Origin of the sequence: Vibrio sp. D3 (assembly GCF_043995865.1) — a bacterium.
Lineage (GTDB): Bacteria > Pseudomonadota > Gammaproteobacteria > Enterobacterales > Vibrionaceae > Vibrio > Vibrio diabolicus.
Genome location: NZ_CP171887.1, coordinates 620,099 through 633,468, shown reverse-complemented (window position 1 = coordinate 633,468; position 13,370 = coordinate 620,099). Strand labels below are relative to the sequence as shown.

General features: G+C 45.1%; 15 protein-coding genes. 1 reads left to right on the top strand and 14 read right to left on the bottom strand.

The features are described 5' to 3' along the window. Positions 1–6: 6 nt before the first annotated feature. The 13 genes from rodZ to trmJ all read right to left on the bottom strand — a co-directional run bounded on the left by rodZ (position 7) and on the right by trmJ (position 11,165). Complete coding sequence (gene rodZ, locus ACHFJ9_RS10960; protein ID WP_395356819.1) at positions 7–957, bottom strand: cytoskeleton protein RodZ; 951 nt, start codon at positions 955–957, stop codon at positions 7–9. Positions 958–1,392: 435 nt separating this feature from the next. Then, on the bottom strand, positions 1,393–2,520 hold the full coding sequence (locus ACHFJ9_RS10955; protein WP_005391540.1) for a bifunctional tRNA (adenosine(37)-C2)-methyltransferase TrmG/ribosomal RNA large subunit methyltransferase RlmN: 1,128 nt from the start codon (positions 2,518–2,520) through the stop codon (positions 1,393–1,395). 217 nt (positions 2,521–2,737) lie between these two features. Beyond that, complete coding sequence (gene ndk, locus ACHFJ9_RS10950) at positions 2,738–3,163, bottom strand: nucleoside-diphosphate kinase (protein ID WP_145474398.1); 426 nt, start codon at positions 3,161–3,163, stop codon at positions 2,738–2,740. Positions 3,164–3,257: 94 nt separating this feature from the next. Continuing rightward, entirely contained in the window at positions 3,258–4,556 is a 1,299-nt protein-coding gene (gene pepB / locus ACHFJ9_RS10945) for an aminopeptidase PepB (RefSeq protein WP_005391544.1), read from the bottom strand. Between the two features lie 161 nt (positions 4,557–4,717). Continuing rightward, entirely contained in the window at positions 4,718–4,912 is a 195-nt protein-coding gene (gene iscX / locus ACHFJ9_RS10940; RefSeq protein WP_005391546.1) for a Fe-S cluster assembly protein IscX, read from the bottom strand. Positions 4,913–4,956: 44 nt separating this feature from the next. After that, on the bottom strand, positions 4,957–5,295 hold the full coding sequence (gene fdx / locus ACHFJ9_RS10935; protein ID WP_005391548.1) for an ISC system 2Fe-2S type ferredoxin: 339 nt from the start codon (positions 5,293–5,295) through the stop codon (positions 4,957–4,959). 13 nt (positions 5,296–5,308) lie between these two features. After that, positions 5,309–7,162: a Fe-S protein assembly chaperone HscA gene (hscA, locus tag ACHFJ9_RS10930; RefSeq protein ID WP_104969103.1), complete on the bottom strand. Its 1,854-nt coding sequence runs from the start codon at positions 7,160–7,162 to the stop codon at positions 5,309–5,311. Between the two features lie 21 nt (positions 7,163–7,183). Beyond that, positions 7,184–7,699, bottom strand: a complete 516-nt coding sequence (hscB, locus tag ACHFJ9_RS10925) for a co-chaperone HscB (RefSeq protein ID WP_012842113.1) — start codon at positions 7,697–7,699, stop codon at positions 7,184–7,186. A gap of 55 nt (positions 7,700–7,754) precedes the next feature. Then, the gene (gene iscA / locus ACHFJ9_RS10920; protein ID WP_005391554.1) at positions 7,755–8,078 is read right to left on the bottom strand and encodes an iron-sulfur cluster assembly protein IscA; all 324 of its coding nucleotides are present in this window, start codon (positions 8,076–8,078) and stop codon (positions 7,755–7,757) included. Positions 8,079–8,148: 70 nt separating this feature from the next. Continuing rightward, the gene (gene iscU / locus ACHFJ9_RS10915) at positions 8,149–8,532 is read right to left on the bottom strand and encodes a Fe-S cluster assembly scaffold IscU (protein ID WP_005381718.1); all 384 of its coding nucleotides are present in this window, start codon (positions 8,530–8,532) and stop codon (positions 8,149–8,151) included. A 38-nt stretch (positions 8,533–8,570) separates the two neighbouring features. After that, positions 8,571–9,785, bottom strand: a complete 1,215-nt coding sequence (locus tag ACHFJ9_RS10910; protein WP_005391556.1) for an IscS subfamily cysteine desulfurase — start codon at positions 9,783–9,785, stop codon at positions 8,571–8,573. 28 nt (positions 9,786–9,813) lie between these two features. Next, on the bottom strand, positions 9,814–10,320 hold the full coding sequence (iscR, locus tag ACHFJ9_RS10905; RefSeq protein WP_005381720.1) for a Fe-S cluster assembly transcriptional regulator IscR: 507 nt from the start codon (positions 10,318–10,320) through the stop codon (positions 9,814–9,816). A 125-nt stretch (positions 10,321–10,445) separates the two neighbouring features. Next, positions 10,446–11,165, bottom strand: coding sequence for a tRNA (cytosine(32)/uridine(32)-2'-O)-methyltransferase TrmJ (trmJ, locus tag ACHFJ9_RS10900; RefSeq protein WP_395356813.1), 720 nt, complete (start codon positions 11,163–11,165; stop codon positions 10,446–10,448). A 231-nt stretch (positions 11,166–11,396) separates the two neighbouring features. Here trmJ and suhB point away from each other — a divergent pair, with 231 nt between their 5' ends. Beyond that, positions 11,397–12,200, top strand: coding sequence for an inositol-1-monophosphatase (gene suhB / locus ACHFJ9_RS10895; RefSeq protein ID WP_047010191.1), 804 nt, complete (start codon positions 11,397–11,399; stop codon positions 12,198–12,200). 210 nt (positions 12,201–12,410) lie between these two features. Here suhB and secF read toward each other — a convergent pair whose 3' ends face one another. After that, the gene (secF, locus tag ACHFJ9_RS10890; protein WP_005391572.1) at positions 12,411–13,358 is read right to left on the bottom strand and encodes a protein translocase subunit SecF; all 948 of its coding nucleotides are present in this window, start codon (positions 13,356–13,358) and stop codon (positions 12,411–12,413) included. Positions 13,359–13,370 lie beyond the last annotated feature (12 nt).

Here is a 13,370-nt window from a genome sequence, read left to right as displayed (position 1 = left end):
AATTTTTTATAACGGTAGAGTGAATCTAGCTACTTTGCCTGAAGTATACCCAGAAAGGTCGACAGGTTCACTTGCAAATGTCATTGTAACCCCTTCCGGTGCGCCTAATATCACTTTAAACGGCGCTTTTCCGGTAAGTTCTACATCTTGTCCTGGTTTATGAGTACCACTTACCAGCGTTTTACCATTGGTGTCTTTCACTTGAATCCAACAGTCCGCTTTAAACTTCATAGTAAGAAGTGTCATGCCTTCAGGTACGACTGGCGCAGGCTGTTCCTCTTCCGCAGTTTCAATCACGGCAACAGGTTCTTCAGAATCTACGCTTGTTGTATTTTCAGTTTCAGCAAGCAGAGGATCGCTACCCTGCTCGACTGGTACTTCACTCGTTTCAACAACATCATTACTTGTTGAAACAACGTCTTCAGGAGTACTTGCGATTAACTCCTCAGCCGTCATTAAATCGATATCAGCTAACTCTTGCGCTGTGGGCTTCGGCGCTTCAACACTTGAATCCGTAACTTCCTTCGTTAGGCTATTCTCTTGCTGGTTTTGCCACCACCAAGCTGCAGAAATACCAATAATGACCAACCCGATAACCCAAGTCAGGAGCATGATACGGCTATTGTGCTTCTCATCTTTTGTTTTGCGAGAGAAACTCTGCATTTCAATTTCTTGCTCTTGTGGCTGTACATCTGCTGTCTGCTCTAACGCAGTCAAAACCATCTTCTCATCAAGGCCTACGAACTTCGCGTAAGAACGCAAGTAACCACGCGTAAATGTCGCAACTTGTTGAGACTCAAATCGGTTATTTTCAATATCTTCAATAACAGAAACGCGAAGCCTCAGGCGATCAGCAACTTGCTTTTGACTCATCCCAAGAGATTCGCGTTTGTTTTTCAGTAATGCGCCAGCTTCAATAGAAAGTGGCACTTCATTCGTATTTTCGTGTTCTGTCATAATGGTGGTATTTAATCTGTTTTAGTGGCTAACGTGGTTATGTATTTTCGTTATTGTTCTTAAGCCTCTTTAAAAGATAGCTAGCCTAAACGCGTTAACCAAAATAATAATTTTAAGAAACTCTCAGCGATTTGAGTGTGAATACCCGTTTTGCAAAAATCAGCAAAGCGTATGTGAGAAAATGCTGAGAATTATCGGTGTCATCGTTAATGTCACATATCATGATAAGCGAATGTGTAACGAAGACAAAAACTCTTTACACTCAAACTAACAGATAGCTCAAGCTTTTGTCCAAACTTTGACAAAGGAATTCGAAATTATACCCAAATAACCTCGAGTTGGAGAGTTGTCGTCATAAATCTTGGCAGAAATGCCCTTATCGCTAAACAAAATAGCCAGAGCAAATGGCTCTGGCTATTTTTGAATTCCGGTCGTTTATACGGCTTTTACTTCAATGGTATCAGCACCGCGCGACGCTTTTAACATTGCAGTACGTTTAGTTCGGTCAATCACATCACCGACTAACTGACCACACGCTGCATCAATGTCATCGCCACGAGTCTTACGAACCGTTACTGTATGCTCATATTGCATCAATGTTTTTTGGAAGCGATCGATACGTGAGTTACTTGGTTTCTTGTAAGGTGAACCTGGATACGGGTTAAACGGAATCAAGTTAATCTTACATGGTGTGTCTTTCATCAGCTCAGCCAGTTCACGAGCATGGTCCATGTCATCATTCACATGATCAAGAAGTACGTACTCAACCGTTACCTTACCGCGGTTTGCATTCGATGAAGCGATGTAACGACGAACTGATGCTAGGAAATCTTGAATATCCCAACGATCGTTAATTGGCATGATTTCACTACGCAGCTTATCGTTTGGCGCATGAAGGGAAATTGCCAACGCGACATCGATTTTGCCTGTCATCTGATCAAGACCAGAAACCACACCTGATGTAGATACAGTCACACGACGTTTTGACAAACCAAAGCCAAGGTCGTCCAGCATTAGCTCTAATGCCGGGATCAAGTTCTTCATGTTTAGAAGCGGTTCACCCATCCCCATCATCACGACGTTAGTAATTGGGCGGCGACCTGTTTCTTTCTCAAGACCAATTTCACGTGCAGCGCGCCACACCTGACCGATGATCTCTGAAACTTTCAAGTTACGGTTAAAACCTTGCTGTGCGGTTGAGCAGAACTTACATTCCAACGCACAACCTACTTGAGAAGACACACAAAGCGTTGCACGGTCATCTTCTGGAATGTAAACCGTTTCCACATCCTGATCACCAACGTTCATCGCCCACTTGATTGTACCATCAGAAGAGTGCTGAGCTTCTGCGACTGTTGGTGCCTTGATTTCGCACTTGTGTAAAAGCTTTTCGCGCAGCTTCTTGTTAATGTTTGTCATTTTTTCGAAGTCATCTACACCGAAATGGTAGATCCACTTCATAACCTGATCGGCACGAAACGCTTTCTCGCCGAGTTCTTCCGCGAAAAACTGACGCATGCCTTTGCGATCAAAGTCGAGTAGATTGATTTTTTCAGTGGTCATGTTGCCTCTCAATGACTGAAACTAGAATAAGGGCGCGAATTGTACAGCCTTTATTCAGCTACAACAAGGTCTGTAAGGCCCTGACTTTGCTAAGGCATTAAAATCATTCTGATTAAATATTAAACAATGATTCTATCGTAGCCCCCGCTGATGCTCAGATATAAAAAAGCCCCGAAGGTTCGGGGCTTACGATCTTTACGAATACATTAATTTATAATTAACGCGGGCAAATCTCTGACTCAGGGAAGAAAAACTCAATCTCACGAGCCGCAGATTCAGGGCTATCGGAACCATGAACTGAATTGTGACGCATGCTAAGTGCGTAATCGGCACGAAGCGTACCGCATGCCGCTTCCTCTGGGTTAGTTTTACCCATCAGTTCACGGTAACGTGCAATCGCATTTTCACCTTCCAGTACCTGAACCATAATAGGACCAGATGTCATGAACTCTTTTAGTGGAGGGAAAAACTCTTTGCCTTCATGCTCTGCATAAAAACCGCTTGCCTGATCTTCAGTCAGGTGAACCATTTTAGCAGCGACAATACGTAGGCCAGCCTTTTCAATACGGTTATAGATTTCACCAATTAGGTTTCGCTCTACCGCATCCGGCTTAATGATTGAAAATGTTCTTTCTAGAGCCATAAAATTTCCTTTCTGTACTTGTAATAATAGTTGTGTTTTTAAAGTGACTTACTGGGTAAGAGCAGCACTCAAACAAGGAGTGCTGCAATCAATCTTATTTACCAGCTTGCTCATTGAGGAAACGAGCAAGTGTACGAACGCCCATACCCGTAGCTCCCGCAGCCCATTTATCAGACGCGGCTTTACGGTATGTACCCGCACAGTCGAAGTGCAACCAGCCTTTTTTGTAGTCTTCTACGAAGTAAGACAAGAATGCTGCTGCTGTGCTTGCACCCGGAGAGTAGTCGCCAGAACTGATATTCGATAGGTCAGCAAAGTTTGACGGCAGCATTCCACGGTGGAAGTCAGCAAGTGGTAGCGGCCATAAACCTTCTTTTTCTTGGTTTGCCGCAGTGAGCGCTTGATGCGATAACTCGTCATCGAAACTCATTAGTGCGTGGTAATCATTACCCAAAGCATTCTTCGCCGCACCTGTTAGTGTTGCACAATCAATGATTAACTCAGGTTTTTGTTCACTGGCGTAGATAAGGCCATCAGCAAGCACTAAACGACCTTCTGCATCGGTGTTCATGATTTCAACGGTTTTACCGTTTTTGTAGGTGATGATGTCGCCAAGCTTGAGTGCGCGACCAGAAACCATGTTCTCTGCACAACAAAGGATCAGTTTTACACGCTTGTTCAAACCACGAAGAATCGCCAGTGCAAGACCACCGGTGATGGTGCCTGAGCCACCCATGTCTGCTTTCATTGCGCTCATGAAGTTAGAAGGCTTCAAGCTGTAACCACCCGAATCAAAGGTGATACCTTTACCGACAAGACACGCGAATATTGGTGCGTTCTCGTCACCTGTCGGGTTGTAGTCTAGCTGGAGCATCGCAGAAGTACGCTCAGAACCACGGCCTACGGCGTAAATGCCTTCCCAACCTTCTGCCAACAAGTCTTTGTCTTTGACGATACGAGCTGTCACTGTGCCTTTAGGCGCAACAGATTTGATGAATTCAGCGGCCATTGTCGCTAGCTGACGAGGGGCAACTTCTTCTGCGGTTTTATTGATGATATCTCGGGTAAAATCAGTCGCAGTAATACGCGCTTGAAGCTCTGCTTGATCTTCTTCAGACAATGCAGACCACTCAACCGAGCCATGTTTTTTTGGGTTACGGTAACCTTGGTGGAAAGCCCAAACGCTCTCTAAATCCCAGTTATCACCGGAAAGAAAAATAGAACGAATTCCTTGGCCATCTAGCTGACGAGCTGCACGTTGAATTGCACCAAGATCGTGACCTTCACCTAAATGAATGGTTGCGCCGTTTTCAGCGAATGAAAGCAGTGCTTTTTCACCCCAATGTGGTGCTGCCGACTCTTGACTTAAAAATACAGACATCTGTGTAGACATGGTTTCTCCTTGTCTTATAGCAGCGTTGCCTACGCTGCTTCTTTTTAATAACTCACGGATGTTAGCATTATGTAGGGCAAAAATGTCAATTGGATAAAAAAACGGACCTAAAGGTCCGCTTTTTTTAGTAAGAATTGTTAACTAGGCTGTGTTTTACAGACTTAGTCTGCTTCATCCATCCAGCACATGATAACGGCTTCCAGAATCTTTTCGTTACAATGGTTTGGGTCATCTTCAAACTCATCTAACTCCATGATCCATTGATGAAGATCGGTAAAACGCACCGTTTGCGGATCAACATCTGGAAACTTGTCACAAAGTTCAATCGCGATATCGCGAGAATCTGTCCATTTCATTGCTCATCTTCCTTTTGCTTCTTCCCTATATTGGGAAGATAGTTTTAGTGATCTTCTGAAGCGTGGTTCAGCGTGTACTTAGGAATTTCTACCACTAAGTCTTCATCCGCAATTTTCGCCTGACACCCTAGACGAGATTCAGGCTCTAGACCCCACGCTTTATCCAGCATGTCGTCTTCCAGCTCTTCACTTTCTTCTAGCGAATCAAAACCTTCACGGATGATCACGTGGCAAGTGGTACACGCACATGATTTTTCACACGCATGTTCAATACCGATACCATTTTTTAGCGCTACGTCCAGAACGGTTTCACCAGTGTTTGCTTCCAACACTGCGCCTTCTGGGCACAAATCGTCGTGTGGTAATACAATAATCTTAGGCATAACTACTTATCTCTTATATATCGTCTACTGATTGACCTGACAGCGCAGCTCGAATCGATTTATCCATACGGCGCGATGCGAAATCTTGGCTCGCTTTATCGGTATCTTTAATGCCTTGCTCAATCGCATCTGCATCATCACCATTACGCAGCTCAATCAAGGCTTCGATGGCTTTTATCAGGTCTTGTTTCTCTTGTTCTGATAGTAGTTCGTCACCATCAGCTTGCATGGCTGCAATCAAGCCTTCTATCACACGGTCGGCCTCAACACGCTGTTCAGCTAGCGCACGAGCTTGCATGTCTTCTTTAGCGTGAGTCATTGAATCACGCAGCATATCCGCCACTTCATTATCGCTTAACCCGTAAGAAGGTTTTACTTGAATCTCTGACTGAACACCGGTGCTCTTTTCCATTGCCGTAACAGAAAGAAGGCCGTCAGCGTCAACTTGGTAAGTCACACGAATATGTGCCGCACCCGCCGCCATCGGTGGAATGCCTTTCAATGAGAAACGAGCCAGTGAACGACAATCATCAACCATTTCACGCTCACCTTGTACCACATGAACACTCATGGCCGTTTGGCCATCTTTGAATGTGGTAAATTCTTGCGCACGCGCAACAGGAATCGTGGTATTGCGAGGGATGATCTTCTCAACCAGACCACCCATGGTTTCAATACCAAGCGACAGTGGGATCACGTCAAGAAGTAACATTTCTGAATCAGGCTTGTTACCCGCTAGAATGTCGGCTTGGATACCCGCGCCGATTGCGACAACTTCATCAGGATTAATGCTTGTTAGCGGTGTGCGTCCAAAAAACTCGCCTACCATTTCACGAACCAGCAATGTGCGTGTTGAACCACCAACCATGACAACTTCGAGTACTTCGTCTGCGTTAACATCAGCATCTTTTAATGCACGACGACAAGACATTAGTGTTTTCTTCACTAGTGGGCGAATCAGATCTTCGAACTGCTCACGAGTAACGGTGCCCTTCCAACCAAACACGTCAACGTCAACGCTGTCTTGCTCAGAGAAAGCAATCTTAGTCGCAGTAGCAATGTTCAGTAGCGTACGGTTTTTTTCAGCAGAAAGTGGGGCTTCGAGACCCGCTTGCTCCATTAGGTAATCCGCTAACAGATGGTCAAAGTCATCACCGCCTAACGCAGAGTCACCACCTGTTGCTAATACTTCAAATACGCCTTTCGACAAACGTAGGATAGAGATATCAAATGTACCGCCACCTAGGTCATAAACTGCAATCACCCCTTCTTGGCCTGAGTCTAGGCCATAAGCAATTGCCGCGGCAGTTGGTTCGTTCAGAAGACGCAGCACATGAAGGCCAGCTAATTTCGCGGCATCTTTCGTACCTGCACGCTGAGCATCATCAAAGTAAGCAGGAACAGTGATCACAACACCCGCTAACTCACCACCTAACGTTTCTTCTGCTCGCTTACCTAGCGCTTTTAGAATGTCCGCAGATACTTCAATCGGGTTTTTGTCACCTTGAGGCGTTTGCAGGATTGGAAGACCATTTTCACTCTCTCTAAAACGATAAGGAAGTGAAGAGTAACGGGACTGAATGTCCTTTAATGAACGACCAATCAAACGTTTTACAGAGATAATAGTGTTCTCTGGTTCAAATTCTGCTTTGGCTTTGGCTTCGTGGCCAACCGTTAACGTTTCCTCAGTGTAATTAACGACTGAAGGTAAAATAGTACGGCCCTGCTCGTCCGCAAGTGGAGTTGCATCGCCGCTACGTACAGAAGCAACCAAAGAGTTGGTAGTACCTAAGTCGATACCCGCTGCTAACTTATGCTCATGAGGTGCCGAGCTTTGGCCCGGTTCTGCGATTTGAAGTAGTGCCATGATAGGTCCTTGTCACGCTAACTAGCCGAGGAGTTTGTCTTCGACTAGTTCAATTTCGTTCTTTAGTTTGGCAATGAATTTTAGCTTACGAACTCGGTCTGCGGCTTCAGCCCAAAGACCATCATCAAGCTCTTGCTCGACGCTTGCCAGATGCTGTTTGTACATTTTGCTGACCTTAGAATCGAAGTCAAAAAGCGCCGATTCAGGATCGGTGCTGTCAGCAATTTCTTCCAGTTCTTCGCGCAGCTCCATTTGCTCCATTAAGAACATTGGATCTTGCATTGTCTGCTGTTCACCTCGGATCTCAACTCCCTGCTCTGCGAGTATGTACTCGGCACGGGAGATAGGATTTTTCAGAACTTGATAGGCATCGTTGATTTGCGCTGCCTTTTGCACCGCCATCAAACGGTCACGTTCAGATCCCGTTGCAAAGTTATCCGGGTGGAAGCGTTTTTGTAGTTCTCGGAACTGAGAAGAAAGAAGGCTACCATCCAGCTTAAACTGACTTGGTAGCCCAAATAATTCAAAGTGATTCATTAAGTTCGGGTCCTAGTAAAGCCTTCCGGACTCGCTTGCCCAGAAGGACAATCAATTAGACGTTGAAGCTTTCACCACAACCACATTCACTTTTCGCGTTAGGGTTGTTGAATTCAAAACCTTCATTCAACCCTTCTTTCACGTAATCCAATTCGGTACCGTCTAGGTACACTAAGCTTTTTTTATCGATGATGATTTTCACTCCAGAGAGTTCAAAAACTTCATCTTCTTCGTTAAGCTCATCGACAAACTCAAGTACATATGCCATGCCTGAACAACCAGTCGTCTTCACTCCAAGGCGTAAACCGATACCTTTGCCTCGGTTATCTAGGAATGCTCTTACGCGACTTGCCGCTGATTCTGTCATTGTGATGGCCATACTGCACCTTAGTCTGTCTAAATTTCGATTGGAATGGGAGCGTCAAAGCTCCCATTATATTACGGAATAATTATTCTTGGTGTTTTTTCTTGTAGTCTGCAACCGCTGCTTTGATTGCATCTTCAGCAAGAATTGAACAGTGAACTTTCACTGGTGGAAGCTCTAGCTCTTCAGCAATTTCAGAGTTTTTAATTGCTGCTGCTTCATCAACTGACTTGCCTTTTACCCACTCAGTTACTAGTGAGCTTGATGCGATTGCACTACCACAACCGTATGTTTTGAACTTCGCATCTTCGATGATACCTTCCGGTGTCACTTTGATTTGAAGCTTCATTACGTCACCACAAGCTGGAGCGCCAACCATGCCGCTACCTACTGATGGGTCTTCTTTATCGAATGAACCAACGTTACGTGGGTTCTCGTAGTGATCAATTACTTTTTCGCTGTATGCCATGATAAATTACCTCGAATCCTCTATTTCAATCCCTGAGATTAATGGTGAGCCCATTCAACAGTGCTCAAATCAATCCCTTCTTTGTACATATCCCATAGAGGAGACATGTCGCGTAGCTTAGTCACTGCAACGCGGATTTGTTCAATTGCGTAATCAATTTCTTCTTCAGTCGTGAAACGACCAAACGAGAAACGAACCGAGCTGTGAGCCAATTCATCATCCATGCCTAGGGCACGAAGAACGTAAGAAGGCTCAAGACTTGCAGACGTACAAGCACTACCAGAAGATACCGCTAGATCTTTAAGCGACATTAGTAGTGATTCACCTTCTACGAATGCGAAGCTGATGTTTAGGTTGTGTGGTACACGTTGCTCAAGGTCACCGTTTACCGTCACTGCTTCTAAGTCTTTCACGCCATCAAAAAGACGGTTACGAAGCGCTAAAGCGTGATCGTAATCTTTTTGCATGTCTTCTTTTGCAATGCGGAATGCTTCACCCATACCAACGATTTGGTGAGTAGGAAGTGTACCAGAGCGGAAACCACGCTCATGGCCGCCACCGTGCATTTGCGCTTCAAGACGAATACGAGGCTTACGACGAACGTAAAGTGCACCGATGCCTTTAGGGCCATAAACTTTGTGAGCAGAAAGCGAAATTAGGTCAACTTTCATCTCTTGAACGTCGATTGGTAATTTACCTGCAGATTGCGCTGCATCCACGTGGAAAACAATTTTACGCTCACGACACAATTCGCCGATCGCTGTAATGTCTTGAACCACACCAATCTCGTTGTTTACGTGCATAATAGACACAAGCACTGTGTCATCACGCATTGCCGCTTTAAGCTTCTCTAGATCGATCAAGCCATTTGATTCTGGCTCAAGGTAAGTCACTTCAAAGCCTTCACGCTCAAGTTGACGACATGGGTCAAGAACGGCTTTGTGCTCTGTTTTACAAGTGATTACGTGCTTGCCTTTCTTCGAGTAAAAGTGCGCTGCACCTTTAATCGCAAGGTTGTCTGATTCTGTCGCACCAGATGTAAATACGATTTCGCGAGGATCTGCATTTAGAAGGTCAGCAATTTGCTCACGAGCAGTATCGACCGCTTCTTCTGCCTGCCAGCCGTAACGGTGCGAACGCGACGCTGGGTTGCCAAATGTGCCATCCATTGTCATGTACTGAACCATTTTTTCAGCAACACGTGGATCAACTGGACATGTAGCGGAATAATCAAGATAAATCGGCAGTTTCATTCTCTACTCCAATGTAAAAAGCTGACCGCTAAGAGCGGACGTTTACACCGATGGGCGCGGCGGTTGTATTTTTGTTTGATAGCCCATGGGTTACCGCCAGATCAATGTCCTGACGATCAGAAATTTCGAGGACTTCATTGTCTGTCATCAACTCACCAAGAGTGATGTTATTCAAGAAGTCACTAATGCGAGAGCTTAAGTCGCGCCATAGCGTGTGAGTAAGGCAACGTGTTCCACCTTGGCAATCTCCTTTGCCCTGGCATTTGGTTGCATCGACTGACTCATCAACGGCTGCAATCACGGTACCAATAGCGATACTGTGTGCGTCGGCACCAAGTCGGTAACCACCACCAGGACCACGAACGCTGGCAACGAGACCTGCTTTACGCAATTTTGAAAATAGCTGCTCTAAGTAAGAGAGCGAGATCCCCTGACGCTCTGAGATGTCAGCAAGAGGTACAGGGTTTTGTTGCGAATGCAGTGCCACATCCAGCATGGCTGTCACCGCATATCTTCCTTTAGATGTAAGTTTCATACCACACCGTATCCACATGGTTTGTAATGGTTAAGATTTTTCCATACCTGAGTAATTTGGTCAAGTATTTATTTGACCATTTTACTCAGGTATTCATCCTTACACCTAAAGTGGTTATTCTTTATTCAGAACTTTTTTTCTATCGAGGTCAAAATGCCGCGTAGAATATTGAGCTCCTGGGTTTCTGGCCGAGCACGAGAGAACAAGCGGCGCAATTTATTCATCACCTGCCCTGGTTGCTCTTTATTGATAAACTGGGTCTCAACCATCACCTTTTCAAGATGCTCGAAGAACATTTCGAGCTCTCTATGACGTGGGTACTCTTCCGGCTCATTTGGGGCAAACTGGCTTTGCTCTAAGTTCAAATGCGCAACTCGTACTTCGTAACTCAGAGTTTGTACGGCCATCGCTAGGTTAAGCGAGCTATATTCAGGGTTAGCAGGAATGCAAACATGGTAGTGACACCTTTGCAGCTCTTCGTTTGTTAGACCAGTTCTTTCACGACCAAACACGAGCGCGACAGGATGTTTTCTACCCTCAACCGCAAATTTCTCACCACATTCACCTGGCTCAAGCATTGGCCATTCTAATGTACGAGAGCGAGCACTGGAGCCCACCACGAGGCTGCAATCTTCAACCGCTTCCTCTAATGTGCCGACAATCTTTGCATTTTGAGCAATATCACCAGCCCCCGCAGCCAAAGCAAGAGTTTGTTCATCCACTTCACATTGTGGATCGACTAATACTAGTTGGCTTAAACCCATCACTTTCATAGCTCGAGCTGCTGAGCCAATATTGCCTGAATGAGAGGTACCTACGAGTACAATTTTTACTTGATCCAACATCTGTGTTTGCTACCTAAATTAAAACCGCAGAATGTTACCATAGTTTTTTAACACACCCTAGGGCGAAGCAGGCCTCTCTTCTCATTCTTGGTCATTGTTCTCGTTCGCCTCAAGCTAAATACAATAAAACCACTGACTTTAGAACAAAAAATAACCACTTCCCTTTTTACTGATCTCTGGTATACTCGCCGCCGCTTTCATTTGTTCTTTAACATCCGTTGGGAAATTCGTATGCATCCAATGCTAAACATTGCTATTCGCGCTGCGCGAAAGGCAGGCAATCATATTGCTAAATCATTAGAAAACACTGATAAAGTAGAATCTACTCTTAAAGGCACTAATGACTTTGTCACTAATGTAGATAAAGAAGCAGAATACATCATCATCGATACTATCAAGCAGTCTTACCCTGAGCACTGTATCGTTGCTGAAGAACAAGGTCTTATCGAAGGTAAAGATAAAGACGTACAATGGATCATCGACCCACTGGATGGCACCACTAACTTTGTAAAAGGTTACCCAACTTTCGCGGTTTCTATCGCAGTTCGTATCAAAGGCAAAACTGAAGTTGCTTGTGTTTACGATCCAATGCAAAACGAGCTATTCACTGCACAACGTGGTGCAGGCGCTCAACTAAACAGTGCGCGTATCCGTGTTGCTCAACTAAAAGACCTTCAAGGTACTGTTCTAGCTACTGGTTTCCCATTCAAACAGAAACAACACGCTGAGTCTTACATCAAGATCGTTGGTGCGCTATTCACTGAATGTGCTGATTTCCGTCGTAGCGGCTCTGCTGCTCTTGACCTATGTTACGTGGCTGCTGGCCGTGTTGATGGTTACTTCGAGCTAGGTCTAAAACCTTGGGATATGGCAGCAGGTGAGCTTATTGCTCGTGAAGCTGGCGCAATCCTAACTGACTTTGCTGGCGGCACTGAGTACATGAAGTCTGGTAACATTGTTGCTTCAAGCGCTCGTGGCGTAAAATCTATCCTTAAGCACATCCGCGAAAACGGTAACAGCGCGATCCTTAAGTAATATTTGAAAGTCATATTTAGCCCGTCACGCTGATGACTTTAGAAAGCCCCACTCAATGAGCGGGGCTTTTTTGTATCTACTGAACCGTATCTACTTAGCCGCAATGTAAGGCTCTCCATACAATGAGGTTCTGCAAGCACACAACTCGATTCAGATACAAAAAAACCGCTGATTGCTCAGCGGTTTTTTGTTGTCGACTCTCAATCTGCCTTATGGCATTTCGTCGAACTCTGCGCCTTCTTTTTCTACTTGAGGTGGCATCAAGTGCTCTTTCTGGATACCCAGTTTTAGAGCCAGTGCTGATGCTACGTAGATAGAAGAGTAAGTACCTACAGTGATACCAAGTAGAAGTGCGGTTGCGAAGCCGTGAATCATCGCACCACCCTGCATGAACAGTGCAATTACCACGAACAATGTTGTACCCGAGGTAATCAACGTACGGCTCAACGTTTGGGTGATTGAAGCGTCCATGATATCGGCTGGCTCACCTTTACGCATCTTACGGAAGTTTTCACGGATACGGTCAAACACAACGATGGTATCGTTGAGCGAGTAACCGACTACCGTTAATAATGCCGCGACGATGGTTAGGTCAACTTCTATTTGTAGGAATGAGAAAACACCTAACGTGATAATGATATCGTGAGCCAATGCCATAACCGCACCAGCCGCTAGACGCCATTCAAATCGCATCGAGACATAAAGCAGGATACAGATCAGCGACACGAGGATCGCTAGACCGCCAGCTTCTGTTAGCTCATCACCAACGTTAGGACCTACGAATTCAATACGACGCATTTCTACGCTTTCGCCAGTACCATCTTTGATAGCACCAATGATTTGGTTGCCCAGCGTTTCACCAGAAACGTCATCACGTGGACGAAGACGAACCATTACTTCACGAGCACTACCGAAGTTTTGTACTGTCGCATCACCAAAACCTTTCGCATCTAAAGCGGTTCGGATTTTTTCAAGGTTCGCAGGTTTTTCAAAGCCAACTTCAATTAGCGTACCGCCAGTGAAGTCTAGGCCCCAATTTAGCCACTTAGTTGACAAAGTGAAGATAGAAGCAGCAATCATAAAGATTGAAAAAACGAATGCTACTTTCGACCAACGCATAAAGCCGATCGTCTTCTCTGCTTTTAGAATTTGAAACATATTAATTCCCAG